Here is a 26,992-nt window from a genome sequence, read left to right on the forward strand (position 1 = left end):
ATAAGGTGTTCCACGGACGGCTCCCTTGTTTGAGATCTCAACGAACTCATTCTGGCACATCCGATGCCGTCGGGCGCCGTCCACCCCATCATGCCGTGACCTTGGCCGAGGAACCAGCGGAGCAGAATTCTGCGCCGCAGCGGCGCTCCGAAGTCAGGGCATGGATCCTGGGGTCTGCGCCGCGTCGCTTCGCTCCTTGCTCCGCCCCAGGATGACGAAGCCATGGACGTTTCCGCTAATCGCCAAGGCATGTGATCCGTCGAAGCCAACGACCGTGCAAAACTTCCGCGCTAAGTATCTAACGCGCCAGCCCAAAAATCGCGTCGCAGTCGAGGTGGGTTTCCAGTTCGGCTGCGATCTCGTCCAGTGCCCGTTCGACCTCGGCGCGGTAGTCGATGCCGCCGCCCTTGACGCCGAGGCTTTCGAGGAATTTCGCCCGGAAGGCGTCGGCGGAAAACAGCCCGTGCATATAGGTGCCCGATACCTTGCCGTCGGCCGAGATAGCGCCGTCATCGACGCCGTTGATAACGGCGGACGGCCGCAGCGTATCCGGACCGGTGGTGCGGCCGAGATGGATCTCGTAGCCCTCGAGCGGCAGATCGAACGGCACCGAGCGCGCGCTGACATTGCGCACCGTCTTTTCCGGCTCCATCACCGTTTCGACGTCGAGCAGGCCAAGCCCTTGTGTCTCGGTAACGCTGCCCTCGATGCCGTCGGGATCGCGCACGCTACGGCCGAGCATCTGGAAGCCGCCGCAAATGCCGACGATGTGGCCACCGCGTTTCCTATGCGCGGCAAGGTCGCGGTCCCAGCCGTTCTCGCGCAATTTCAGGAGATCGCCGATCGTCGACTTCGAGCCGGGAATGACCACCAGACCCGCATCTTCGGGCAAGCGCTCACCAGGCGGCACGAACACCACCTCGACCTGCGGTTCGGCCTTGAGCGGGTCGAGATCGTCGAAATTGGCGATGCGCGAGAGCACCGGCACGGCGATCTTCAGCGCGCGCTTCTCGCCGGACGCCAGTCGCTCGAGCACGACGGAATCTTCCGATGGCAGCCGCGCCGCCGCCTTCAGCCACGGCACGACGCCAAAACAGCGCCAGCCGGTGAATTTTTCGATCGCCTTGATGCCGTCTTCGAACAGCGAGACGTCGCCACGGAACTTGTTGATGAGGTAGCCGACGATCATGCGCCGGTCCTCCTCCGGCAGGATCAGATGGGTGCCGGCGACCGAGGCGATGACGCCGCCGCGATCGATATCGCCGACCAGGATCACCGGCACGCCGGCGCGCGTCGCAAAGCCCATATTGGCAATGTCGCGGCTCCTGAGATTGATCTCGGCCGGCGAGCCGGCGCCCTCGACAATGACCAGATCGGCGCCCTCGCCGACCTTTGCCCAGGAGTCCAGCACCGCATCCATCAGCCGGCCCTTCAGCGCCTGGTAGTCGCGCGCCCGCGCCTCGCCGAACACCTTGCCCTGCACGACGACTTGAGCGCCGACATCGGTCTGCGGCTTGAGCAGCACCGGGTTCATGTGGATGGTCGGCGCCACGCCGCAGGCGATCGCCTGCAGCCATTGGGCGCGGCCGATCTCGCCGCCGCCTGAATCGCCTGGAATATCGGCGACAGCGGCGTTGTTCGACATGTTCTGCGGCTTGAACGGCCGCACTTTCAAGCCGCGCTTCTTCGCCGCGCGGCACAGACCGGCGACGAGCACCGTCTTGCCGACATCCGAACCCGTGCCCTGCAGCATGATCGCCTTGGCCATATCAGTCCCTGCCCTGCGCAACGGTTGCGGTGATCGTCGACTTGGCCGCCAGTGGCCCGCCACGCCAGAGATAGAGCGCCAGCAGCGGCTCCTTGCCGGTGCGCATGGCGTGGTTGATGTCAGAGGCATGGTGGATCACTTCGCCCGCCGCTCGAAGGCGAAAACCGCCGTCGCCCATGCGCCATTCGGTGCCGCCGGTCAGCGGGATGTAGATCTCCTCCGCGACATGGTGGTGATCGGGGTAGACAATGTCGGGCCCAAGGATCAGCAGGCCGCCCGCGACCTCGTCATTGACGAAATGGCCGCGTGTGCCGAACACCTCCAGCCAGCCGTAATTGTCGATGAAAACCGTGCCGAAATCCGTCTCGCCATAGGTCTGGCCCCAGTGCAGATCGCCGCGACGCTCCGCAACCAGCCGCGCCAGCGACTTGGCCGCAGCGGGAGCGAGTTCGACGATCCGGCCGAGTTGGACGAGACAAGGCAGTGCATGCGGTTCGAGCGGCCGGCCCGGCATGTCCCAGTCGATTCGGGCCATGGCGTCGCGCACCAGCGCATCATCGAACGTCTGGAGATAGGCATGGAAGCATCCAAGCAGTTCGTCGAAAGTTGTCGTCACACTTTGCTCCAAAGCGCATTCGCACACAGCCGCTGCCCAGATGGTTGGATGGAGACGATCGGGTTGCGCGGCGGCATCATTGGTCTAGATTGGACGGCGCGCAAAGCCAAAAACGATCAGGCCAGCAGGCCGGAAACATCAGGGAGCACGTCATGGACGCCGCTGTCGATGCGAGCACCAGCCAGTTCGAACTCAACGAGGACCAGCGCGCCATCCAGGAGATGGCGCAAGCCTTCGCCGCCGACCGTGTGGCGCCGAACGCACTCGACTGGGATCGCAACAAGTATTTCCCCGCCGATGTGATCCGCGAGACAGGTCCGCTCGGCCTTGGCGGCATCTATGTCCGCGACGACGTCGGCGGCTCGGGGCTCGGCCGGCTCGACGCCGTGCTGATCTTCGAGGCGCTTTCGCGGGCCGATCCGGCGTTTTCCGCCTTCATCTCGATCCACAACATGGCGGCATCGATGATCGACCGCTTCGGCAGCGACGAGCAGCGCCGGCGTTTCCTGCCGAAGCTGACCTCGATGGAATGGCTGGCAAGCTACTGCCTGACCGAGCCCGGCTCGGGCTCCGATGCCGCGGCGCTGAAGACGCGTGCGGTCAAAAGCGGCGGCGACTATGTGCTGAACGGCGCCAAGCAGTTTATCTCCGGTGCCGGCGACAGCGACCTCTATGTCGTCATGGCGCGCACCGGCGCCGACGGGCCGAAAGGCATTTCCACCTTCGTCGTGCCGAACGATGCGCCCGGCCTTTCCTTCGGCGCCAACGAGCACAAGATGGGCTGGCACATGCAGTCGACGCGCCAGGTCGTCTTCGAGGACTGCAAGGTGCCGGCCGAAAACCTGCTGTCGGTCGAGGGCGCCGGCTTCGGCATCGCCATGGCCGGGTTGGACGGCGGCCGGTTGAACATCGCCGCCTGCTCGCTCGGCGGCGCGCAATCGGCACTCGACAAGGCGCTCGCCTACACCGCCGAGCGCAAGGCTTTCGGCTCGAGGATCAACCAGTTCCAGGCGCTGCAGTTCAAGCTTGCCGACATGGAGACCGAACTGCAGGCAGCGCGCGTCTTCCTCTATACCGCCGCCTCGAAGCTCGACCGCAACGCGCCGGAGGCCTCGAAATGGTCGGCGATGGCCAAGCGCTTCGTTACCGACGCCGGCTTCAATGTCGCCAACGACGCCCTGCAGCTGCACGGCGGCTATGGTTATCTGCACGACTACGGCATCGAGAAGCTGGTGCGCGACCTGCGTGTCCACCAGATTCTCGAAGGCACCAACGAGATCATGCGCGTCATCATCGCTCGCGCGCTGATCGGACGGTAAGGCAGTAGGCAGTAGGCAGTAGGCAGTAGGCAGTAGGCAGTAGGCAGAAAGATGACCGGCAAGATCAATTCGTACAAGGATCTTATCGTATGGCAGCAGGCGATGGATCTGGCCGTCACCACCTACTCCCTGACCAAGGCATGGCCAAAAGAGGAATTGTATGGGTTGACCAGCCAAATCCGCCGCTCAGCAACCTCTATTCCCGCAAACATCGCGGAAGGTTACGGCCGAGACAACAGACGCTCCTATCAGCAATTTCTCAGGATTGCCCAGGGATCGCTGAAGGAGTTCGAGACACACCTCCAGATCGCCGAACGCATTGGCCTTGCTACGTATGATCAAGCTTATCACGTGCTTTTAGCGACCGAGGGCATCGGGAAAATGCTTCGCCAACTTATTAGCAAACTTGCGCCCGAATAGGTCGCTTACTGCCTACTGCCTACCCAAACCACGGAGCGCCATTATGACCACCATCGCCTTCATCGGCCTCGGCAATATGGGCAATCCGATGGCCTCCAACCTGGTCAAGGCCGGGTACGCCGTGCACGGCTTCGACCTGGTGCCGGAGAATCTCGTCATCGCCAGGGAACACGGCGTCGTCATCATGGCCAACGCCGTTGCGGCGGTGAAAGACGCCGATGCGGTCATCACCATGCTGCCAGCCGGTAAGCATGTTCTGTCGGTTTACGCAGACATAGTATCCAGGGCAAAAAAAGGCGCGCTGTTCATCGATTCCTCTACCATCGATGTCGAGTCGGCTCGAAAGGCCCATGCCATCGCCGCCAAGCACGGGTTGCTGTCGATCGACGCGCCGGTCTCCGGCGGCACGGGCGGTGCGGCGGCCGGCACGCTGACCTTCATGGCCGGCGGTTCGAAGGATGCCTTCGCCAAGGCCGAACCAATCCTCAAGCCGATGGCCGGCCGCATCGTTCATTGCGGCGACGACGGCGCCGGACAGGCGGCGAAGATCTGTAACAACATGATTTTGGGCATTTCGATGATCGGCGTTGCCGAGGCCTTCGTGCTGGCAGAAAAGCTCGGCCTGTCGCACCAGGCGCTGTTCGACGTCGCCTCGACCTCGTCCGGCCAGTGCTGGTCGCTGACCACCTATTGCCCGGTGCCCGGCCCGGTGCCGACATCGCCCGCCAACAATGGCTATAAGCCTGGCTTCGCGGCGGCACTGATGCTGAAGGACCTGAAACTGTCGCAGGAGGCCGCACAGAGCGTCGGTGCAGCAACGCCGCTCGGCGCCGAGGCAGCCCAGCTTTATGCGCTGTTCAACGCACAAGGGAATGCCGGCGCGGATTTTTCCGGCATCATTAATTTCCTCCGTGGTGACCCGGCGTAAGCTCCAGGTTCACAGGTTTTCGATCTGCCCAATGCGGAAAGCCGGCAAATTTAGGTTTGCTTAAGCTCTTGCTAACCCTGCAGTAACGATATGCGTTTAAAACGGATTGCGAGGCGGACATCCGCCCGGCGCTCCGGATCAGGTCTCGCGTACCGGAGCCCGTAAGTTTCGCCGTAAGTTTCGCAAGTGTATTGTTGGCGAAGCGCCATGCGTATCTGGCAAAGCCGCGTTCCGATGGAGCGCGGTTTTTGCGTTTCGCATTCTTCAAGGACAATGAGGCGATCGCCCTGGCGTGTCTCCAGATGATCGTCGGCGTCGTGGCTGCTGTCCTGAGCTACGTCGACCCACAGGTGGTCGCGCCCCAATCCCCCAGCGCGTCGGTGCCATGGCTCATCGGTCAGCTACGCTACTTGCGTGCGAGCACGACGTGGGCCTCTTGGGGGAACATCAGCTCCCCTTCAGTTGAATAGATTGCCAGCGAAAAATCTAGATCACCGGTGATCGCTGCGATGACTGCTTCCCGATCCCCGGCATCAATTCTGCTGACCAGCCCGGCCTGCGGAGTCGCTGCCAGCTGTAGTCGCACATATTCCCTAGACGAGGGAAATCGGATGTTTTGTGTCGTCGTGTGGATGGTCACCTGACGAAATCCCGCCTCGGCCACCAATCGGTAAAGCTCGTCCGCATCGGCGAGTGAATGCTCGGACCTTTTCGTTGCCGAAGCGCCTGGACCGAGGTGTCGATCCAAGGCATCCGCCAGCGCCTTCGCCGCAGGAGTGTGCTCAATAGCGCTGAAAACGTTTAAAGCCAGTCGGCCGTCAGGCACCAGAACCCGGAACATCTCACGGAGCGCACTAGATCGATCCGGAAAAAACTGCAGTCCGAGCTGGCAAAGAACCAGATCGAAGGCGGAGTCAGGGAACGGCATTTCGAGCGCGCTTCCCTCGTGCCAGTCGATACGCGCTCCAGCGCCTCTCGGGAGCGACCGAGCAACGGCGAGCATGCCCGTATTGATGTCGAGGCCGACGACCTGCCCACTTCCCATACGCTCGGCCGCCGAGCGTGCCACCACGCCGGTGCCGCAAGCTACGTCCAAAATCCGCTCACCAGATTGAGGCGCAGCACGATCCATCAGGTCCGCAGCCCACAGGGCTGTGATTGCCGGGACCAGGTAGCGCTCGTAGAGGTCCGCGGCGCTGCCTTCCAGCTGCCACTGCTCCTGCTGGGCCATAGTGTCCCTCCCGCACAACGATCTCGGGCAACGGGCCCGATCGGCGCTTCAGCAGCCATCATAAAGCGCGTGTCTGTCGACTAGCAACCGGGCAATGGAAACCGGCAGGGTGCTATTCTTCGCGTTCCGTATCACAACGGTCTTTGCACCATCCGCCCCAAGTAGAATCAAACTCGCATTCTACTGTGCACTCCACGCGCGGCATCTCGCCAATATTTACGAGGCCGATATCCACGAGTTTGTAGCGAGCGATCGCCTTTGGATATTTCCTGAAAACACCCTCAATTTCCGCCACGAAGTCCTTGTGCTCTTCTGGAGCCGGCCTTTTGAAAGGTGTTTTGGCGTCCTGCGCAAGAGATACAGTGATGACCGATTGCATAACCAAGGCTAGGATCAAAGAAATGGTGCGCATCAACTGTCTCCAATACGCCTTACGTGGAGAGATGTTTTGATGGTGGATGGCCGCAACTCCGGGACGAGGGGAAGGCCGTATCGAGGGTAGTCTGCGTCAAACATGGCCCACCATCGCCCGTGTAATCGTTGCACGGGCAGTTGCCGTGCGCCTCTATGTGCGCGTTGCAAGGGTTCCCGAACCCAAACTCATCATCAGGTAAAGTTACTCCCGCCCGCGCCAGTAGGGCCGCGGCTTCTTTCCGCGCGCTGATGATCAAGAACGCGGCCTTTTCCAGGGCTTCCGATTGTTCGCGCGTGAGACCCTCCCGAGACAGATATTTAAACATGTGTCACTCCCTCTGATTTGGATTCGCCAAATGCCTCAATTGGGAAGCAAGCATGCTTCAAATTTGCACACCGCTCGACTTGTTCGCTCTTCAACGTGGCGCAATTCGTTGCGACGTGGCGCTAAGGACAGCTAGTCGCCCATTTTGGTCTCCTTGAACGAATGATCCCTTGCTGAAGTCGATCAGGCGACGTTGACTGGACCGGACTTACGGATGGCTTACGGAAGTCACGCTGATCGGCGGCAGGTGACAAGACGGGCGCCGTTCGCACGCTTGCCGCGCTCGGCATGGACGAGTTTTGCCAGCCGGGGAGTGAGGTAGGCTTGGCGCGCCAAAGGGCGCGTTTCCACCCGCAGCCGAATTCGAACTGACTTTGTCCACGTCCTCGACCATCTGCTCGGCGATCGACGCAGCGATCGCCGAGCGTCCGACTGCAGGACGCCCGGCGATGGTTCTACCTTACCCCCTTGCGCAAATCCGCTTGCGCCAGATCGAGCGCCGTGGCGATGCGGTCGCAGGCCATGTCGATCGTCTCGCGCGTCCAGATCAGCGGCGGCGACAGGATCATCGTGTCGCCGGTAGCGCGCAGCATCATGCCCTGGACAATCGCGTGGTCGCGAACCATCACCGCTGCGCTGCCGGCAGGCAGGAAGCGCTCCTTGGTCACCTTGTCCTTGACGATCTCGATCGCCCCCATCAGCCCGAACGAGCGCACCTCGCCGACCAGATCGTGCCCACCGAGACGTTCCTGCAGGGCCCTGGCGAAGTAAGGCCCGGTGTCGTTCCTGACGCGCTCGACCAGGCCTTCACGCTCGATGATCTCGAGGTTCTTCAGCGCCACCGCGCAGGCCACCGGATGCCCGGCATAGGTGTAGCCGTGATAGAATTCGCCGCCCTTTTCGACCAGCGTCGCCGCGATGCGGTCGCCGACCAGCAGCGCCGACAGCGGCTGATAGCCAGAGGTCAGCGCCTTGGCCGTGGTGATGGTGTCGGGCTCGACATCGAAGGCTTGTGCGGCGAACCACTCGCCTGTGCGGCCATATCCGGTGATGACCTCGTCCAGCATCAGCAGGACATCGTATTTGCGGCAGATGCGCTGCACCTCCGGCCAATAGCTCATCGGCGGGATCTTCACCCCGCCTGCCCCCATCACCGGCTCGCCGATGAAGGCGGCCACCTTGTCGGCGCCGGCTTCGAGGATCGCGTCCTCGACCGCTTTTGCCGCGCGCAGGCCGAAATCATGGTCGCTTTCGCCGGGCAGTGCGAGCTCATAGGCATAGGGCATCATCACATGGACGATGTTGGGCACGGCGCCGCCGAGCTGCTTGTGCATCAAGTCCATGCCGCCGAGCGAGGCGCCGGCGATGGTCGAGCCGTGGTAGCCCATCTTGCGTGAGATGATGCGGTTCTTCTCGGGCCTGCCTTCCAGCACCCAATAGTGACGGACCAGGCGCAGCGCCGTGTCGTTGGCCTCCGAACCGGACGAGCCGTAGAACACCTGGTTGATGTGCCTTGGCGCGATCTCCGCCAGCTTTCTCGACAGCAGAACCGGCGTCGGCGTCGAGCATTTGAAGAAAGAGTTGTAGTAGGGCAACTCCTTCATCTGGGCGTAGGCGGCGTCGGCAAGCTCGTCGCGGCCATAGCCGACATTGACGCACCACAGCCCAGCCATGCCGTCGAGGATTTCCGTCCCTTCGGCATCATAGATGAACGGCCCGTTGGCGTGGGTGATGATGCGCGAGCCGGTCTCGCGCATCTCTTTGTGGTCGGTGAACGGATGAAGGTGATGCGCGGCATCGATCTGCTGAAGCTGCTTCAGCGAATAATTCTGGTAGGTCATGTCTGGTCTTTCCTCTTGAACCAATCCGGCAGCTTTCGCGCCGGGGCGGATTCGTCAGAGGACAGCGGGCGGCGAATAGCCGATGCGAGCGCAGAGCCGCAACAGCTCGGCGCGTAGCGTGCGCGACGACGGCGTCACCGCCACCCCAAATGCGCAACTCGATTTCGCCAGCCGAGCCATGCATGTACCTTAGGCTGCCTCGAGCCCTCAGTTCAAGCCGTGCCGGTCAAGCGACGCCGGTCAATTGGTGCCGGTCAATTGGTGCCAGTCAGGGCCCGCTGCAGGAAGACGTACTTCATCGCCGCCTGTGCGGCCTGCGGCCGCCGGTCGCCGCGTCCACCATGGCCGCCTTCAGTCTCCTCGAAGAACAGCGTCTTGCCGTGGCCGGCCGCCTGCAGCCGTGCCGCCATCTTGCGGGCATGGCCGGGATGGACGCGATCGTCGGCGGTCGAGGTCGTCAGCAACACCGGCGGATAGGCTGCATCCGTGTCTACATGCTGGTAGGGCGAATAGGCGGCGAGCCAGGCTGCCTCTTCCGACTTCGCCGGATCGCCATACTCGGCCATCCATGACGCGCCGGGCGGCAGCACGGTGTAACGCAGCATGTCGAGCAACGGCACGTCGATGATCACTGCACCGAACAATTCCGGGTGCTGGGTCAGCGAGACGCCGGTCAGCAAGCCACCATTCGATCCGCCCTGGATGCCCAGTGTGGCGGGCGTAGCGATGCCGCGTTTGATCAGATCTTGCGCGACGGCAGCGAAATCGTCGAAGGCATTCTGGCGATTGGCCTTGAGCGCTGCCTGGTGCCAGTTCGGGCCGAACTCGCCGCCGCCGCGGATGTTGGCCTGCACATAGGCATTGCCCTTCTCCAGCCACAGCCTGCCGCGCACGCCGGCATAGCCGGGCAGCAGCGGCACTTCGAAGCCGCCATAGCCGTAAAGCAATGTCGGCACGGGTCCATGCAAGTCGCGCTTCCTGACGACGAAGTACGGGATCATCGTGCCATCCTTCGAGCGTGCCTCGAACTGTTCGGAGAGCAGGGACGACGCGTCGAAACGCGCCGGCTGCGACTTCACCGTTGCCAGCCCCGCAGCGTTGTCGTCCGACCAGATGATCGAGCTCGGCGTCAGGAAATCGGTGAAGGAGAAGGAGACGCTGGAACCGAAATGCTCGGCATGGCTGATGCCGACATTGCCGTTTTCGGGCAACGCCACGGGCTTGAACTCCCAGCCGCTGTCGCTGCGCTTGCCGGCGACGACCTTGCCGCGCACATTGTCCATCAAATTGATGAACAGCCGGTCCTGCGTGCGGGCAATACCGGCGATCGAGACACGGTGCGCCGGCTCGAACACGGTATCGAGGGATCTGAATAGCCCGGTTTCGATCCAGCGCTCGAAATCGAGTGAATAGAGTCCGTCGGGCTTACACAGAGTGCCGCCCGGCGCAGTCCACGGGGTACGCACGCCGAAGACGAGCTGGCCCTTGAACAGCGCTGTATCGGTGACGTCGTCCGGCAACGGGATGCGCCTGTTCTCGCCGGAAGGCAGCCGCAGGAAACTGTGCGAGGCGAAGAAGTCGATGGTTCGGGCGAGGAAGACATGACGCTTGTCGCCGTCGAATTCGACGGACCCGCCGGCGGCAAGATCCTGCTTCAGCGCCTCGAAGATCGGCATCGCCGCTTCCAGTGGCGTGCCGCGCCGCCAAAGCTTGACCACGCGCGGATAACCGGACTGGGTCTTGTCGTCCTCCTCGAAGGCGGCGGAAACGATAACCGTGTCCTCGTCCAGCCAGCTAAAGCTCGATTTCGAGGCAGGAGCGCGAAAGCCGCCATCGACGAACGATCTGCTTTCGATATCGAATTCGCGCATCTCGCTGGCATCGCCGCCATCCGGCGACAGGTTGAGCAGGCAGCGGCTGAAGTCGGGGTAGAGCCGGCTGGCGCCGCTGAACACCCATTTCACCCCCTCTTTCGCCGCCAGACTGTCGAAGTCGATGATCGTCTGCCATTCCGGCTTGTCGGTCTTGTAGGAGGCGACGGTGGTGCGCCGCCAGAGGCCGAGTACGTTCGTCCGGTCCTGCCAGAAATTATAGACGTAGCCGTTGATAGCGGCCCCGACGGCGATGTTATCCTCGGCTGTCATCAGGTCGAGCGCCGTCTCGAACGACATCTGATAGGACGGATCACCCTGCAGCTCCCCGACCGTAACTGCATTTTGGTGATGCACCCAGTCGAGCGCCTGCTTGCCCCTCCTGTCCTCAAGCCAGAGAAACGGGTCTTCGGCCGCCGAACCCGGCTGGCCCTTGGTATTCGATTTGCTCATGAGGTCTCCGGTTGAGTCGGGTGGCGACATAGCCAAGATCGACATGGGGCCGCTTACATTCAAGTCATTCGTCAGAAACGGCGGCTTTCTGGCATTCACACCATCCGTCTTCGAATGACCGTTACAACTGCCAGCGCCAGGCAAATGGCACCGAGCGTCATTGGCAGGCCGCCGGCGCCAACAACATCCATGGCGCTGCCCGCCAGCGGCGGCACGGCGATGCCGCCGACGCCCCACATCAGCGAGAAGGCGGCGTTGCCGGCGACCAGTGCCGAGCCGGTGAACCGCTCGCCGAGTTCAATGATCGACATCGTGTAAATGCCGTAGGAAACCGCGCCCCAGATGAAGACGCACGGCCAGATCAGCGGCGTCTCGATGAGAACCGGCAACAGAACGCATCCGAGCACCGTCATCGAAACACAGATGAACCGCACCAGCCGCGCTGTCAGTCGTTCCGCCAGCAGGCCGAGCGGCACCTGCATAGCGATGTTGCCGGCGATCATCACCGACAGCAGCGCCGACATGCGCGCTTCCGCAATGCCATAATGTGTTCCGTAGACCGGCAGCAAGGCGAGCACCGCCTGTTCGAAACCGGCGGCCACGACGACGGCCGATAACAACAGCCAAGCCTGCGGCACGAACCCCAGGACCGAAACCCGGTGCCCGCTCTCGTCGACCTTGGGCAGCCGTGCCAGCACCGAGGCGAGGCAGGCGCCGCAAAACAGGAATGCGGCAATGCCGACGACGAACGGTGGCCACCCCTCGGTGCCGACGGCAAGCAGGCACAGCGGCCCCGCCGCAAAGCCCGCCGAAATGATGGTCGAATAGATGCCCATGACGCGGCCGCGGCGTGTCGGCGGCGCCAGTGCGATCACCCAGACTTCGCTCAGCACGTAGAGCGGGTTGGTGACGGCGCCGATCAAAAAGCGCAGAGGAAACCACAGATAGACATTTTGCGTCCAGCCGATCAGCGCCAGCACCAGCGCGGAAAGTGCCGCGCAAGTAAGCGCGGTGCGCCCTGCCCCGAAACGCCCCGCCAGCGCCGGAACCAGCGGCGACGAGACGATGAAGCCGATCGGCGTCATTGCCGCCGACAGGCCGATCATGGCCGGCGAGACGCCCTGGCGCTGCAGGATGAAGCTCAACAGCGGATAGCTCAGCCCTTGCGCGATGGCGAACACCGAGACGGTGGCGATCACGCCGGTGATCGCCGCCCATTGCACTGTCTCGCCGCTGTCCTGTTCCGCCCGGTCCATGATGCAGGACTAGCGTTTCGCTTTCATCGCGGTAAGCACCGGCAACGAAAACCGCTTGCGCCAGCCGGAAGAGAATAAGAGCCTGACGATCCCTCCGGCTGCCCTTCAGGCATGTCGCTTCCCTCGTCCTAGTGGTCGCCGCCTCCGCAATGGCTGGCCGGCCGGCAGTCCATTATGCCGCCGCATTGCCGCAGCGTACGAGGACTATCATGACCGCCGCCATTCAGCCCGCCGAACCTGCATTGGCAAACGACCGCGCCCGTCGCGGCGGCCGCGCGGGAAAGCGTGCCGGCGGATCGGCGGCGTTCGAGCAGCCGCCGTTTCGGCAGTTGAAGAACCCGCTGGCGCCGACCCGGCTGGTTTCCGACGACGAGCTGGAATCTATCCACCTCGCCTCTCTGCGCGTGCTGCGGGAAATCGGCGTCGACGTGCTGCATGACGAAGCCCGGCGCATCATGAAGGCGCATGGCGCCGATGTACGCGAAGGCGGCGAGCGGGTGCGCTTCGACAGTGACATGATCCTGGAACTGGTTGCGCACTGCCCGCCGGAATTCACCATCCACGCCCGCAACCCGGCGCACAACGTGCGCTTCGGCGGCGATAATCTGATCATCTCGATGATGGCGTCGGCGCCCAATTGCTCCGACGTCGACCGCGGCCGCCGGCCGGGCAACCAGCAGGACTACCGCAACTTCCTCAAGCTTGCGCAGATGCACAACATATTGAACTGCACGGGCGGCTATCCGGTCGAGCCGATCGACATCCATCCGTCCGTCCGCCACCTTGAATGCATACGTGACCTCGCCACGCTGACCGACAAGATGTTCCACATCTATTCGCTCGGCAAGGAGCGCAACGTCGACGGCATCGAGATCACCAGGATCGCACGTGGCATCAGCCATGAGCAGTTGCTTGCGGAGCCGTCGGTATTCACCATCATCAACACCAATTCGCCGCTCAAGCTCGACGTGCCGATGATGGAAGGCATCATCCAGATGTCGAGCAAGGGCCAGGTGGTCATCGTGACGCCGTTCACCCTGTCCGGCGCTATGGCGCCGGTGACGATTGCCGGCGCGCTGGTGCAACAGAATGCCGAGGCGCTGTCCGGCATCGCCTTCGCGCAGATGGTGCGCAAGGGCGCGCCTGTCGGCTACGGCGGCTTCACCTCGAATGTGGACATGAAGTCCGGCGCGCCGGCCTTCGGCACGCCGGAATATATGAAGGCGCAGCTGGTCGGCGGGCAGCTCGCCCGCCGCTACAACATCCCCTACCGCACCTCCAACACCTGCGCAGCCAACACGGTCGACGCGCAGGCCGCCTATGAAAGTGTGTTCTCGCTGTGGGGCGCCATCCAGGGCGGCGGCAACCTGATGATGCATGCCGCCGGCTGGCTCGAAGGCGGCCTGCGCTGCTCCTATGAGAAGACCATCCTGGATATAGACCTGTTGCAGATGGTCGCAGAGTTCCTGACGCCGCTCGATCTTTCCGAGGAAGCACTCGGTTTCGACGCCATACAGTCCGTCGGCCCCGGCGGCCATTTCTTCGGCACCCAGCACACGCAGGACCGCTACAAGACCGCGTTCTATGCGCCTATTATCTCGGACTGGCGCAATTTCGAGAGTTGGGCGGAGGCCGGATCGCCGACGGCGCTCGAAAAGGCCAATCGCGTCTGGAAGGAACGGCTGGCCTCCTATGAAGAGCCTTACATGGATCCGGCAATCCGGGAGGAGCTCAACGCCTTCGTCGACAAGCGCCGGGCCGAAGGCGGCGCGCCGACCGATTTTTGATCATCTGATGAGTAGTCGACCCCCACTCCGTCTTGATGGCAGGCTGGCCCGAAACATCGCTGTATCCCATCTCCGCTTTGTTTTCGCGCCCCGCTCACTCGATTCAATCTCTTCAAAAACGGATCTATCTTCATGAAATCTCATGCAAAAGCGGTTGTCATCGGCGGCGGCGTCGTTGGCTGCTCGGTGCTCTATCATCTGGCCAAATCTGGCTGGACCGACATCATGCTGATCGAGCGTTCGGAGCTCACTTCCGGCTCGTCCTGGCATGCGGCGGGCGGCTTCCATACGCTGAACGGCGATCCCAACGTCGCCAAGCTGCAGGCCTATACGGTGCAGCTTTACAAGGAGATCGAGGAGATTTCCGGCCAATCCTGCTCGCTGCACCTGACCGGCGGCGTGATGATGGCCGACACGCCCGAGCGCATGGACTTCTTGCGGCTCGCCCACGCCAAGGGCCGCTATCTCGGCATGGACACCGAACTGATCACGCCGTCCGAAGCCAAGGCAATGTTCCCGCTGATGGACGAGACGAATTTCGTCGGCGCCATGTGGGATCCAGTCGAGGGCCATCTCGACCCTTCCGGCACCACCCATGCCTATGCCAAGGCCGCCAGGAAGCTAGGCGCCGAGATCGTACTGCGCAACCGCGTCGTGGAACTGACGCAGGAGGTCGACGGCACCTGGAACGTCGTCACTGAGCAAGGCACAGTCAAAGCCGAGCATGTGGTCAACTGCGGCGGCCTGTGGGCGCGCGAGATCGGTCGCATGGTCGGCGTCGAACTGCCAGTGCTGGCCATGGAGCATATGTATCTCCTGACCGAGCCGATGCCGGAGGTCGAGGAATTCAACAAGTCGACCGGCCGCGAGATGATTGGCGTGCTCGATTTCAAGGGCGAGATCTATACCCGCCAGGAGCGCAACGGCATCCTGCTCGGCACCTATGAAAAGGCCTGCAAGCCGTGGTCGCCGGTCAGCACGCCCTGGGATTTCGGCCACGAGCTGCTGCAGCCAGACATCGACCGCATCGCGCCGTCGCTCGAGATCGGCTTCAAGCATTTCCCCGGCATCGAAAAGGCCGGCATCAAGCAGATCATCAACGGCCCCTTCACCTTCGCGCTGGACGGCAACCCGCTGGTCGGCCCGGTGCAGGGCCTGACCAATTTCTGGTGCGCCTGCGCCGTCATGGCCGGCTTCAGCCAGGGCGGCGGCGTCGGCCTGGCGCTGTCGAACTGGATGGTCCATGGCGACCCCGGCTTCGACGTCTGGGGCATGGACGTTGCGCGCTTCGGCGAATGGGCAACGCTGCGCTATACCAACGCAAAGGTCCGCGAAAATTATTCGCGCCGTTTCTCCATCCGCTTTCCCAACGAGGAATTACCGGCGGCAAGACCAGCGCAGACGACCCCGCTTTACGACACCATGATCGCCAACAACGCCGTCATGGGCGACAGCTGGGGTCTCGAAACCCCGCTCTGGTTCGCGCCGAGAGGCTCGGAGCCGAAGGACGTTGTGTCCTTCCACCGCTCCAATGATTTCGGCCCGATCGGCGAGGAAGTGCGCGCCACCCGCGAGAAGGTCGGCGTCACCGAGATCGCCAACTTCGCCAAATACGAAGTCTCCGGACCAGGGGCCGAGGACTTCCTCAACCGTCTGATGACCAATCGCATGCCGAAGACCGGCCGCATCGTGCTGACGCCCATGCTGAACGAGTTCGGCCGGCTGATCGGGGACTTCACCATCGCCAAGGCGAGCCCAAGGGGTGGGGAAGAACGCTTCATGATATGGGGTTCTTCGGCAGCGCAAAAATACCACATGCGCTGGTTCGAGAAGCATCTGCCGAAGGACGGAAGCATCCGCATCCACCGCTTCGACCAGACGCTGGTCGGTCTCTCCATCGCCGGGCCGAAATCCCGCGACCTGCTGCAGAAACTGGTCGATGTCGACATCTCGACCACGGCCTTCCGCTTTATGGATTTCCGCGAAATGGCGGTCGGCGGCGCGCCCTGCATGGTCAATCGCATCACCTACACCGGCGACCTCGGCTACGAGATATGGATGGCGCCTGCCTACCAGCGCTTGGTCTACAAGGCGATCAAGGAGGCTGGCGAAGAGTTTGGGCTTGTCGATTTCGGCATGCGGGCTTTGCTCTCTATGCGCCTTGAAAAGAACTTCCCGACCTGGTTCCGCGAGCTACGTCCGATCTACGGACCGTTCGAAGGCTCGATGGACCGCTTCATCAAGCTGGAGAAGAACGACTTCATCGGCCGGGAAGCAGCGGCCAAGGAACAGGCAGAAGGGCCGAAACTGCGCCGTGTCTCCTTCATCGTCGATGCCGCGGATGCAGACGTCATGGGCGACGAGCCGATCTGGGCCAAGGTCGGCGGCAAGGATTACGGCACCGTGGAAAAGCCGCATGGCTATGGCGCGCCGCGCTTCGACGCGGGCGGCAAGGAAGTGCGCGGCTCGAACGCCGCCGAAGGCGCGTCTGCCGTGCGCGGCATTGTCGACGGCGACTGGCGCGTGGTCGGCTGGGTCACCTCCGGCGGCTATGCGCATTATGTCGAGAAGTCGATGGCGCAGGGATATGTACCGGCGGCGCTTGCCGAGAACGAGAGCGCCGGCCTGTTCGAGATCGAAATCCTCGGGCACCGGCGTCCCGCACGCGTCAATGTCGAACCGCCTTTCGACCCGAGCGGCGAAAAGATGAGGACGTAGGCGCAGCCAGCCGGTCGCATTGTGCGGAGCATACTCTTCATGCTAGCGCAGCCGGCAACACTCTGCTGGCAAGGGCGATGAGATTTCATTGAAGTACAATCTGAGATGGGCCGAGTGGCTGGCCGAGGGACGGATCGGCCCCTTCCCGGCGGCGATCGTCATGGTCGCGGCTTACTTTGCCTTGCAGACCATCATACTGTCCCTGTTGAGCTCTTGGGCGGGAACCGGCGTCGGCATCGATGATGCGGAGCAGCTGATCTATGTTCCGTATCTCTGGGCTGGATATGGCGGCTCGCAACCACCCCTGTACACCTGGATCAACTGGCTGGCCGCGCATGTTTTCGGCACCAGTATCTTCACGCTGAAGCTCGTCAAATACTCCGTGCTGTTCCTTGCCGCCTGCAGCGTGTTCGCCGCCATGCGGCGGTTCAGCTACACCAAAGCGACAGCGGCGGCGGCCATGTTCGGCCTGTTTACCATCCCGCAGATCGTCTGGGAATCGCAGCGCGCCTTGTCGCATTCCGTCGCCGTCGTCGGCTTCTGCTCGCTGCTCCTGCTGGCCATGGCCTATCTTCTCGAGCGGCGAAGCATGATCGCCTATGCGGCGTTTGGCCTGGCCACGGCGGCGGCAATTCTTGCCAAATATAATGATGTCTTCCTCGTGGTGGCCCTTGTTGCGGCCGTGCTGTCGCTGCGCGAATGGCGCAGCGCGATTCTCGATCCGAAGTTCGCCATCAGCATAGCGGTCGCGATATTGGTGCTGGCGCCAACCACCTATTGGAGCCTCATGCATCCCGCCGATTTATTGTCGAGAGGCGAGAAGTTCGGAATAGACGCGCAACAAGGGCGCGTGGCGGCGGCCTTTGTCGGCGCCGGCAAGTTTATCATGGGCACCTTCAATTTCGCGGTCTTGCCGGTGCTCGTTTCCGCCCTCACGTTCTGGCTGGCGAAGTTCCGTTTCTCCGAGCGGCACCCGAAAGGTCCGGCAAGGGAAATTCTGTTGTGGCGTACCTTGGCGCTCGGCTTGGCCATGCTTGCAGTACTTGTACTTGCCACCGGCGTGACGGTGGTCAAGGACCGCTGGCTGCTACCGGTCCTGTTCATGTTGCCGCTGGCCATCGTCGCCACTATGGAACGGCTGGCGCCGCGCGGCAGGAATGCGCAGCTCCTGGTGATCGCGGCTGGAGCGATCATCGCCGTGCTGCTCGCGCCCGCCACCTGGTACGTCCAGATAAACGGGACCAGTGGCCTCTCGCGGATGATCCGCGTGGATTACCCCGCCCTCTATCGCCAACTGACTGCGGACGGACCGGTCAAAACCGCAATATCTGATGGTGCATGGGTCGGAAACCTGCGGTTGGTCGATGAAAACCTGGTCGCACTTGACCAGGAAGTGCCTAATTTCGAAACGCTGATGCAGGAGCCGGCCGTACTCGTCTGGCTTGACCGAGACGATCCGCGTCCGGTCATTTTGGAGCAGCTCAAAGCGGCCGGCTATGAGCCGGACGGCCAACCACGGCAAATGATGGTTCCGCTGTTGCGCGGCACCGGCAAGTCCGCCCGGGCCGGCGCCTATGTAAGATTGAAGAGAATGGCGGTGGGAGAAACCACGGCGCCCAAGGAAGGCGTTAGCGGAGGAGCCGAGGGTGGACAGGAACCCGACTGACCGGCCCCGTCATCACCGCAAGATCATGCCGTTCGAGCCGGACGGCTCGAACGATGTGCTGCACAAAAAATCGCGGCTGAAGGCCGCTGAACTCAACCAGCATGCGCTGGGCTATGGAGCGCTGGCGGAAGTCGAATGGCAGGCGGCGGGCATTGCTGCTCCTGACCTGCCCGCCATGCGCCGATATCGGCTCGAGCGCATCCGCGCCGAGCTGAAGCGCCGCGACTATGCGGGAGCCCTGCTCTACGATCCGGTCAATATCCGCTATGCCACCGACGCAACCAACATGCAGCTCTGGGTCGCACACAATCGGACCAGGCATTGTTTCGTTGCCACCGATGGCCCGGTGGTGCTGTTCGACTATTTCTCCTGCGAGCACCTTTCCGATCATTCCGGCGTCGTCGACGAGGTGCGGCCGGCGGTGTCGTGGGCTTATCTGTACAGCGGCGAGCTGACCGGCCAAAAAGCCCGCCGCTGGGCAGCCGGCATCGCCGACCTGGTATTGGAACATGGCGGCGGCAATCGCCGCATCGCAGTCGACCACATCAATCCCGAGGGCATCGAAGAGCTCGCCCGCCTCGGCATCTCGACCGGCAATGGCGAGGCGGTGATGGAAAATGCGCGGCTGATTAAATCGCCCGACGAAATCCTTGCCATGCGCCGGGCGATCGCCGCTTGCGAGGCGGCAATGGGCGAGATGGAGAAGGCGTTGAGGCCTGGCATCTCCGAGAACGAATTGTGGGCCGAACTCCATCGCGGCAACATCGCGCGCGGCGGCGAATGGATCGAAACCCGGCTCCTGTCGTCGGGTCCGCGCACCAATCCATGGTTCCAGGAGTGTTCGTCGCGGACGATCAAGGCCGGCGAGCTCGTCGCTTTCGACACCGACCTGATCGGTCCTTACGGCTTCTGCGCCGACCTTTCGCGCACCTGGCTTTGCGGTGACGCGCCGCCGTCGCAGGAGCAGCGCGACCTGTTCCGCATCGCCGCCGACCAGATCGCCCACAACACGGAGCTGATGCGGCCGGGCATATCGTTCCGCGACCTCGTCGAGGGCTCGTCAGTGCCACCGGGAGACTGCTTCCCGGCCCGTTACGGGGTGCTCTATCACGGCGTCGGCCTTGCCGACGAATACCCGACTTTGCCGCATGCTGGCGACTGGACCGACGACACACCGGACGGAGTGCTCGAACCTGGCATGGTGCTGTGCGTCGAGAGCTATATCGGTCGGCTTGGCGGCTACGAAGGCGTCAAGATCGAAGAACAGATCCTGATCACTGAAACCGGCTACGAGAAGCTTTCGACCTACCCGCTCGACAATCGGCTGCTTGGCGGCTGAGCGATGCTAATGCATGTCGCGCAAAAGTGTGCAGCGGCTTTGCGATAACGACATGCATAAAACAAGAATCTAAAGCGCGTCGCATGAGGCCGACCGAACGCGACGCGCTTTACGTGAGCGCCGCGATCGCCTCGCGCATCGCGGCGACGATCGTTTCCGGCGTCGTCCTGGCGGTGATGAACGGCAAGCCTTTGCGCCGCCTTGTCCAGCCGACGACCGTCACCTTCTGCGCCGCCGGCTCGAAACGCTGCGCCAGCGCCCAGCTCTCGCAATCGATCGCCGCGACGTCCGCCCTGCCCTCGGCAACGGCAACGATCGAAGCACGGTGCCCACAGCTTTCGCTCAGCGCGGAAAAGATATCCAAACTCTCGCCCAATGCTTGCAGGTCGCGGGCTGGCGCGATGATGCCCGACATGGAATCGAGGCTGTTGAAGGTGAAGCGCTTGCTGCGAAGCTGATCGAGCGGAATGACGGCACCGCCGTCGGCCGGCGCCCTTGCCGGCGGTGCCTCGCCCGCCCTCATGACGATGGCGCTCGAATAGAGTTCGCCCTGTCCACCCTCGAAGGCGTCGTAACGCGGCTGGCCGATGAGCTGGACACGCTGCGACAGGCCGAGTTCCATCGGTCCCCAGCAGGTTTGTGCAAAGAGCAGCGCCGGATGCAGCCAGAGCTGGTGAAAATCCAGTTCGTCCGGCGGCAATGTCGCCGGATCGGGCGCGATGGGTTTTCCCTGATCATCGCGAATACCGCCAGGTACGGGGGGCAAATCGCCGGTGCGGCGGATGATCGTCTCCGGCGCATCGATGCCTTTTTGTCTGAAAGCATCGCGCAGCCGCGCCCATTGCGCGTCGACATCGTCCCGCGCTTCCGGCCAGTCGTACATCGGCAAAGCCGCAATGAATTCGCTCATGCCGGGATTTGACCGTTATGCGGGGAAATTGACAAGGTCAGGAAAGCGTCGTCCGCGCGGCACCGCCTGCAACAACGCAAGAATCATTCTTTCGGCGGCTCGGCGGGTACCGGTGCGCTGCCAAGCCCATTGAGGCTGCGTGCCCTGACGCGCGGCTTGAATGCGCGTCCTGGTTCCGGCATGCGCCGCAGCACGGGATGGACGACCGGCTCCTTCGCCTTGAAGGCATAGGCCTTGAGCAGCGCGAAATAGTTCGGATAGGCGTAGCCATTGTTCATCCGCAGCCATTCGTCGCGGCGGTCGGCGAACAGCTTCGGCAGCCTGTACCAGGCCACCGTCGGGCTCTTGTGATGGACGAAATGCAGATTGTTGTTGAGGAACAGGAAGGACAGCGGCGAGCGCTCGACGATGATCGTGCGGCCTTCCGGATGTTCAGACCATTGGTGCTCGGCGTAGGTGCGGATCGAAATCAGCGACTGCCCAAGCCACACCGGCACCAGTATGTAGAGCCATAACGGCATGCCGAAGCCGAACTGCACGACAGGCAGCACCACGACGAGGCCGATCGCATGCAGCAGCCATGCCTTGCGGATGGACTTGTCGCCCGCGGCAACCTGCTTGGCGTCGTCGATGAAAAAGCCGATGCAGGAAAGCCACGGGCCTAGCACCAAACGCCCGATCATCGTGTTGTTGACCTTCAGCAGGAATTTCATCGCCGACGGCAGCTCCTCGTGCTGCCAGAGAGCCTTGTAATAGCTTTCGGGATCATCGAGCGGATCGGTCAGGCGCTCGTCTGCATGGTGGCGCAGATGAATGGTCTTGAACCGGCGAAACGGCCAGACAAGGCCAATCGGCAGGAACACAAAGGCTTCGTTGAGCCGCGCATTCCGGGTTGGGTGGCCGTGCAGGACCTCGTGCATCAGCGAGGATTGTAGCGCCGCAATCAGGGTCAGAAAGGCGAGTGCCAGCAACGGGTAGGATGGCCAGAGCAGAAAGCCGGCAGCGAGCCAGCCGCCGTAGCATAGAAGTGCGAGAAATACGGTCGGCCATTCGATGGTCGCTGCGCCGTGTCGCCTGTTGCCAATGCTCGTCATGCTATCGACCACTGCCTTCCAGTCGCCGGAACCCGTTTGATTCCTGACAGCATTGTGTCAGGAGCGTTGCGTCGGCGCAACGCGATAAAGCGCACAAACTGTTGCGATTGCGCATTTTCAGCTGCATATGTTATGTATTGTAAACAGCCAACAGGATTCATTTACGCCTGAAGCCCGCGTTCGCGGCTTTAAGCGCAAATTTTTCCTCCTATTGAATGGGGTAGCGATTTGGATAAGCGCGACCTGTCGACGATCTTTCGCGAGCGCCTGAAAATGCTCTTGACAAGGTCCGATTTGAACCAGTCGGCCTTCGCCGCCGCGGTTGGCATTGACCGTTCGGCACTGTCGCAGCTGCTCTCCGGCGCGTCGGTCCGCCTTCCCCGTGCTGAAACGCTGCTCAACATCGCCGCCGAATTCAAAGTCTCGCTCGACTGGCTGCTCGGCCTCAGTCACGATGAGGGCGTCACCGGTGAAATCCGCGAGAGCCTTGAGATCGAGGAGGCGCCGGACGGCTTCGACCGCACGCTGCTGGCTCGCTGGCATGCCGAGGCGGCGGGAACGAAAATCCGCTACGTGCCGGCCGGCATTCCCGATCTTCTGCGCACCGAGGCGCTTGTCGACTACGAAGCTGTCATCGCCAACAAGAGCCGCGAGGCACAGGCCGGCGAGACGCAGTACCGCATCGACTACAACCGACGGCCCGAAACCGACATGGAAGTCTGTATGCCGCGCCACACGCTGGAGATCTTCGCGCGCGGGCTGGGCGTGTGGGACCGCTTTCCGGAGGCCGACCGCCACCAGCAGCTCCTGCACATGGCGACGCTGCTCGACGACCTCTATCCCACCTTCCGCCTGTTTCTCTATGACGGGCGGATGCGCTATTCGATCCCCTACACCATCTTCGGGCCCTATCGCGCCGCCATTTACGTCGGCGACATGTATCTGGTGCTGAACGCCACGCAGCCGATCCGCATCCTGACCAGCCATTTCGACAATCTGATCCGTGCCGCGGACGTCAACGCGCATGAAGCGGCCAGCTTCACACGAAAGCTGGCGGAGATGCGATTTTGACCGGTTGCTCTACGTGCCGACATTGACGGCACATAAAGAATTCTTTATATCCTTATCTCAGTTATTCTTCCGGGAAGGCGTATTTCACATGACCAATCCGATCGACGCTCTGCTTGCCGAAAAGGGCGTCCTGCTCGCCGATGGCGCCACCGGCACGAATCTGTTCGCCATGGGCCTTGAGGCCGGAGAGGCTCCCGAGCTCTTGAACGAGACCGCGCCCGACACCATCACCAGCCTGCACCAGAACTTTGTCGATGCCGGCGCCGACATCATCCTGACCAACTCTTTTGGCGGCACCCGCCATCGGCTCAAGCTGCACCACGCGCAGGACCGGGTCTATGCGCTGAACAAGCGCGCGGCCGAGATCGCAAGCGCCGTCGCCGGCAACGCCGGCCGCAAGGTGATCGTGGCCGGCTCCGTCGGCCCGACCGGCGAGCTGCTGGTGCCGCTCGGCGCCATGACCTATGACGAGGCGGTCGAAGCCTTTGCCGAGCAGATTGAGGGGCTGAAGGCCGGCGGCGCCGAAGTCGCCTGGATCGAAACCATGTCGGCGCCTGACGAAATCCGCGCCGCCGCCGAAGCCGCCATCCGCGTCGGCCTGCCCTATACCTATACCGGCTCCTTCGACACCGCCGGCCGCACCATGATGGGACTGCTGCCGAAGGACATCCACGGCGTCGTCGATGGCCTGTCGCAGACACCGCTCGGTGTCGGCGCCAATTGCGGTGTCGGCGCCTCCGACATTCTCGCGTCGCTGCTCGACATGACCGAGGCGAAGCCGGAAGCAACGGTGATCGTCAAGGGCAATTGCGGCATTCCCGAATTTCGCGGTGCCGAGATCTACTATTCCGGCACACCCGAGCTGATGGCCGACTATGTGCGCCTCGCCGTCGATGCCGGCGCCAAAATCGTCGGCGGCTGCTGCGGCACCTCGTTCCAGCACCTCGCCGCAATGCGCAAGGCGCTCGATGCGCACACCAAGTCGGATCGCCCGACCGTCGAGCAGATCGTCGAACGCATCGGCCCGATGCGCAACAAGCAGGCTACGGTCAATGTCGCCGAGACCAGCGAAGCCCGCCGCGAGCGGCGCCGCGGACGCGCCTGACGCTTTCGTCTGCGACATGGTCCGCGCGAAGCAGTGCGGCCGCGAAAAAAGGCCGGCAAGGTTTCCCTCGCCGGCCTGCCTCACCCGCCCGTAGGCCGGCTCCCCCTATCAGAACGATCCCATCTGAAAGAAACCGGCCATCATTGCCACTACCGGTTACCGCCGAGCGCCGAGGCAAGGCGCACGAGCGAGAGGAACTCGGACCTGTACCCAAATGGGTCGGCTCCCCTGGCGGCGGTGGCAATCTGCATGATCTTGTCGTAGCCGAACTTCGCGGTAGCATCCTCGTCGCGCAGCTTCTGGCCGAAGGCAGCAACGGCAACAGAGAAACGCTGGTCGGTGCTGGCCTGATCGAACGACGCCACCTCGTTGGCTGACGTTACCGGCGTGGTGATCAGCTTCGAGGTGTCCTCGTTCGGCAGCTTGTAGCGGATCTTGACGAAAGCATATTCGTCGGCATTGGCGACACCGCCATTGTTCACCGAGGCCTGGCCGTAGCGCAGTTGGTCGATCTGTTCGCCGCCGCTGCCCTTAGGCGTGATCTCGTAGATCGCGGTGACTGAATGACCTGAGCCGATCTCGCCGGCATCGACCCGGTCATTGTTGAAATCCTCGCGGTTCAAGGCGCGGGTTTCGTAGCCAATCAGCCGGTACTCCGAGACCTTGTTCGGGTTGAACTCGACCTGGATCTTCACGTCCTTGGCGATGGTGAACAGCGTCGAGGAGGCATCCTCGACCAGCACCTTCTCGGCCTCCGCCAACGTATCGATGTAGGCAGCAGTGCCATTGCCGTTCTGGGCGATGGTCTGCATCATCTGGTCGTTCAGATTGTCGCGGCCGAAGCCGAACACCGACAGGAATACGCCTGTCTTGCGCTCCTTTTCGATCAGCCGCTTCAGGTCGTCGTCGTCGGTCTGGCCGACATTGAAGTCGCCATCGGTGGCGAGCATCACCCGATTGATGCCGTCCTTGACGAAGGATTTCTGCGCCAGCCTGTAGGCTTCCTTGATGCCGGCCTCGCCTGCCGTCGAGCCGCCGGATGTCAGATTGTCGATGGCAGCGAGGATCTTGTCCTTTTCCGAAGCCTTGGTGGGCTCCAGCACGGTACCGGCATCGCCCGCATAGGTGACGATCGAGACGGTGTCGTCAGGTCTCAGCTTGTTGACCAGCAGTCGGAAGGCCGACTGCAGGAGCGGAAGCTTGTCCTGCTCGTTCATCGACCCCGACACATCGATCAGGAAGACCAGATTGGCCCTGGGCTGCTCGGCCGGCTTCACGTCGAAACCCTTGATGGCGACATGCATCAGCCTGGTGTGCTCGTTCCACGGTGTCGGCATGACGCTGACGGTCGAGTTGAACGGCGTCGAGGCGGAGTCCGGGCCTTTCCAGTCATAGGGGAAGTAGTTGACCATCTCCTCGACGCGAACCGTGTCGGCCTGCGGGATAAAGCCTTCCTTGAGCGAGCGCCGGACGAAGGAATAGGAAGCGGTGTCGACATCGATCGAGAAGGTCGAGACCGGGTCTTCAAGTGCGGCATGCACCGGGTTGGTCTTGAAATTCTCTACGCGGTCGCGGTTTTCCTCTTGCGGCAGCATCTGGTCGGCCGGCGCAGCGGCGGGCTGCTGTGCCATCAGCTTGGGCTCGGCAACCGTGCCAGGCATGCGGCCGACCCGCGCGCCGCCATCGGCTGAAGGGGCCGCGGAGCTTGCGTCGCCGTTCAACGCAAGCTCGCTGCTCGGCTGCGGTTCGGGTGCATTGCGGCTGAGCACATCCTGCTGCGTCAGCCCGCCGACTGCGGTCGATTCCGCCTTCGGCGGCGATGTCGGCGCCACAAGCGCCTCGCCGGTGTCGCGGCTTTCACTTTCGGCGTCCGCCTTCGTCTGCTTGTCCGCTTCGGCAACGACCGGCGGTTTGACGGTCGTCGGCTTGTCAGCCAGCGTTTCGGTGATCTTATCCCCGCCGAATTCGGGCCCGCCGAATTTGGATTCCCCCAGCATATAAATGGTAGCGTATCCGGCGATCGGCAGGGCAACGAGCCCGGCAATGGCCGGCGTGGCGAAGAGTTTCTTTTGCATGATTTCGCTCCAGAGCCTTTGTGCTCGCTCTGTGAGACGAAGCCCGCTCACCGATCCTTGGGCGCCCGGCAAAGTTTTTTCTTCCATGTCATAGGCGCGCAGCGCGGCCTGGAGGGCACGCGCTTTTGCGTCCGCGTCCGGCGCCGGTGCTGCGATGTCGCGCAGTCTGTTCAGTTCGTTGTCGTCGACCATGGTCACACTTCCCCGGCTGAACGCATCAGCGTCTTCAGCCGTTTCTTCGCTTCATGGATGTGCCAGGAAACCGTTGTCTCCGAGATCGCCATCGCCTCGGCGGCGGCGGCGTGGCTCAGCCCTTCGCCATAAACCAGCAGCACCGCATCGCGCTGCTTGTCCGGCAGCTTGCGCACCGCTGCCCAGAGCGCCTCGGCCGGGTCTTCCGGCTCAGCCGAGATTTCCCCCGAAATCAGCGCATAGGCGCCATAGGCCTCGGTCTTGACCGTCTCGCGGGCGGTCTTGCGCATCATGTCGCGCGCCGCATTCAGCGTCATGGTGTAGAGCCACGTCGTGAAGGCACCGCTGCCGTGATAGTCGCGGATCGCCCGGCCGAGCCGGACGCAGACTTCCTGGGCGATGTCCTCGGCGTCGGCCTTTTTCCCGCACCAACGATAGGCGGCGCGATAGACGAAACCATAGTGCCTTTCGAGCAACTTGCCGAAAGCACCCCGGTCTCCGCCCTTCGCCCGTCCGATCAGTTCGGCGTCGGAGGCTTCGCTTTCGTCCAGCATCATCGCCATCATTTGCCTGTTGGACGAAGGCTAATGGCG

The 26,992-nt window shown here is 62.7% G+C and carries 21 protein-coding genes; 9 read left to right on the top strand and 12 right to left on the bottom strand.

Annotation, left to right across the window (positions count from 1 at the left end; genetic code table 11):
* Positions 1–298 precede the first annotated feature (298 nt).
* Entirely contained in the window at positions 299–1,768 is a 1,470-nt protein-coding gene (locus NKH49_RS24665; protein ID WP_352928326.1) for a cobyric acid synthase, read from the bottom strand.
* Between the two features lies 1 nt (position 1,769).
* Positions 1,770–2,384 carry a dimethylsulfonioproprionate lyase family protein gene (locus NKH49_RS24670; protein WP_352928328.1) on the bottom strand — a complete coding sequence of 205 codons (615 nt, stop codon included), beginning with the start codon at positions 2,382–2,384 and terminating at the stop codon, positions 1,770–1,772.
* 152 nt (positions 2,385–2,536) lie between these two features.
* Between NKH49_RS24670 and NKH49_RS24675 the strand changes: the two genes are divergently transcribed.
* Genes NKH49_RS24675 through mmsB form a run of 3 tightly spaced genes read left to right on the top strand, consistent with a single transcriptional unit; the run spans position 2,537 to position 5,051 of the window.
* Positions 2,537–3,703 carry an isobutyryl-CoA dehydrogenase gene (locus NKH49_RS24675; RefSeq protein ID WP_352613986.1) on the top strand — a complete coding sequence of 389 codons (1,167 nt, stop codon included), beginning with the start codon at positions 2,537–2,539 and terminating at the stop codon, positions 3,701–3,703.
* A gap of 51 nt (positions 3,704–3,754) precedes the next feature.
* Positions 3,755–4,123, top strand: a complete 369-nt coding sequence (locus tag NKH49_RS24680) for a four helix bundle protein (protein WP_352539673.1) — start codon at positions 3,755–3,757, stop codon at positions 4,121–4,123.
* Between the two features lie 43 nt (positions 4,124–4,166).
* Positions 4,167–5,051, top strand: coding sequence for a 3-hydroxyisobutyrate dehydrogenase (mmsB, locus tag NKH49_RS24685; RefSeq protein ID WP_352539672.1), 885 nt, complete (start codon positions 4,167–4,169; stop codon positions 5,049–5,051).
* A gap of 406 nt (positions 5,052–5,457) precedes the next feature.
* Here mmsB and NKH49_RS24690 read toward each other — a convergent pair whose 3' ends face one another.
* The 6 genes from NKH49_RS24690 to NKH49_RS24715 all read right to left on the bottom strand — a co-directional run bounded on the left by NKH49_RS24690 (position 5,458) and on the right by NKH49_RS24715 (position 12,442).
* Positions 5,458–6,282, bottom strand: coding sequence for a class I SAM-dependent methyltransferase (locus NKH49_RS24690; RefSeq protein ID WP_352766891.1), 825 nt, complete (start codon positions 6,280–6,282; stop codon positions 5,458–5,460).
* A 112-nt stretch (positions 6,283–6,394) separates the two neighbouring features.
* Entirely contained in the window at positions 6,395–6,694 is a 300-nt protein-coding gene (locus NKH49_RS24695; protein ID WP_352766893.1) for a hypothetical protein, read from the bottom strand.
* 19 nt (positions 6,695–6,713) lie between these two features.
* A complete protein-coding gene (locus NKH49_RS24700) occupies positions 6,714–7,022 on the bottom strand; it encodes a DUF6422 family protein (protein ID WP_352928331.1) in 309 nt (102 codons plus the stop codon).
* A 454-nt stretch (positions 7,023–7,476) separates the two neighbouring features.
* The gene (locus NKH49_RS24705; protein ID WP_352766895.1) at positions 7,477–8,862 is read right to left on the bottom strand and encodes an aspartate aminotransferase family protein; all 1,386 of its coding nucleotides are present in this window, start codon (positions 8,860–8,862) and stop codon (positions 7,477–7,479) included.
* A 254-nt stretch (positions 8,863–9,116) separates the two neighbouring features.
* Positions 9,117–11,186 carry a prolyl oligopeptidase family serine peptidase gene (locus NKH49_RS24710; protein ID WP_352928333.1) on the bottom strand — a complete coding sequence of 690 codons (2,070 nt, stop codon included), beginning with the start codon at positions 11,184–11,186 and terminating at the stop codon, positions 9,117–9,119.
* 95 nt (positions 11,187–11,281) lie between these two features.
* Positions 11,282–12,442, bottom strand: coding sequence for an MFS transporter (locus NKH49_RS24715; protein WP_352470304.1), 1,161 nt, complete (start codon positions 12,440–12,442; stop codon positions 11,282–11,284).
* Positions 12,443–12,651: 209 nt separating this feature from the next.
* Between NKH49_RS24715 and NKH49_RS24720 the strand changes: the two genes are divergently transcribed.
* The 4 genes from NKH49_RS24720 (at position 12,652) to NKH49_RS24735 (ending at position 19,952) form a co-directional block, all read left to right on the top strand.
* Entirely contained in the window at positions 12,652–14,229 is a 1,578-nt protein-coding gene (locus NKH49_RS24720; protein WP_352470303.1) for a trimethylamine methyltransferase family protein, read from the top strand.
* Between the two features lie 132 nt (positions 14,230–14,361).
* On the top strand, positions 14,362–16,947 hold the full coding sequence (locus NKH49_RS24725) for a GcvT family protein (RefSeq protein ID WP_352470302.1): 2,586 nt from the start codon (positions 14,362–14,364) through the stop codon (positions 16,945–16,947).
* An 88-nt stretch (positions 16,948–17,035) separates the two neighbouring features.
* The gene (locus tag NKH49_RS24730) at positions 17,036–18,613 is read left to right on the top strand and encodes an ArnT family glycosyltransferase (protein WP_352470301.1); all 1,578 of its coding nucleotides are present in this window, start codon (positions 17,036–17,038) and stop codon (positions 18,611–18,613) included.
* A 25-nt stretch (positions 18,614–18,638) separates the two neighbouring features.
* The gene (locus NKH49_RS24735) at positions 18,639–19,952 is read left to right on the top strand and encodes a M24 family metallopeptidase (RefSeq protein ID WP_352614063.1); all 1,314 of its coding nucleotides are present in this window, start codon (positions 18,639–18,641) and stop codon (positions 19,950–19,952) included.
* Between the two features lie 109 nt (positions 19,953–20,061).
* Here the strand turns inward: NKH49_RS24735 and NKH49_RS24740 are convergent, their stop codons facing one another.
* Together NKH49_RS24740 and NKH49_RS24745 are read right to left on the bottom strand one after the other, a co-directional pair.
* Positions 20,062–20,862 (bottom strand): phosphate/phosphite/phosphonate ABC transporter substrate-binding protein, encoded by an 801-nt coding sequence (locus tag NKH49_RS24740; protein WP_352613979.1) that lies wholly within the window; start codon positions 20,860–20,862, stop codon positions 20,062–20,064.
* A gap of 83 nt (positions 20,863–20,945) precedes the next feature.
* On the bottom strand, positions 20,946–21,956 hold the full coding sequence (locus NKH49_RS24745; RefSeq protein ID WP_352928335.1) for a fatty acid desaturase: 1,011 nt from the start codon (positions 21,954–21,956) through the stop codon (positions 20,946–20,948).
* A 228-nt stretch (positions 21,957–22,184) separates the two neighbouring features.
* Between NKH49_RS24745 and NKH49_RS24750 the strand changes: the two genes are divergently transcribed.
* Positions 22,185–23,027 (top strand): helix-turn-helix domain-containing protein, encoded by an 843-nt coding sequence (locus NKH49_RS24750; RefSeq protein ID WP_352928337.1) that lies wholly within the window; start codon positions 22,185–22,187, stop codon positions 23,025–23,027.
* 88 nt (positions 23,028–23,115) lie between these two features.
* Positions 23,116–24,132 carry a betaine--homocysteine S-methyltransferase gene (gene bmt / locus NKH49_RS24755; RefSeq protein ID WP_352454606.1) on the top strand — a complete coding sequence of 339 codons (1,017 nt, stop codon included), beginning with the start codon at positions 23,116–23,118 and terminating at the stop codon, positions 24,130–24,132.
* A 149-nt stretch (positions 24,133–24,281) separates the two neighbouring features.
* Here the strand turns inward: bmt and NKH49_RS24760 are convergent, their stop codons facing one another.
* Both NKH49_RS24760 and NKH49_RS24765 read right to left on the bottom strand, forming a co-directional pair.
* A complete protein-coding gene (locus NKH49_RS24760; RefSeq protein WP_352470297.1) occupies positions 24,282–26,399 on the bottom strand; it encodes a vWA domain-containing protein in 2,118 nt (705 codons plus the stop codon).
* Between the two features lie 2 nt (positions 26,400–26,401).
* The gene (locus tag NKH49_RS24765) at positions 26,402–26,962 is read right to left on the bottom strand and encodes an RNA polymerase sigma factor (protein ID WP_352452095.1); all 561 of its coding nucleotides are present in this window, start codon (positions 26,960–26,962) and stop codon (positions 26,402–26,404) included.
* Between the last annotated feature and the right edge of the window lie 30 nt (positions 26,963–26,992).

This window comes from Mesorhizobium sp. M1088 (assembly GCF_040318575.1).
Lineage (GTDB): Bacteria > Pseudomonadota > Alphaproteobacteria > Rhizobiales > Rhizobiaceae > Mesorhizobium.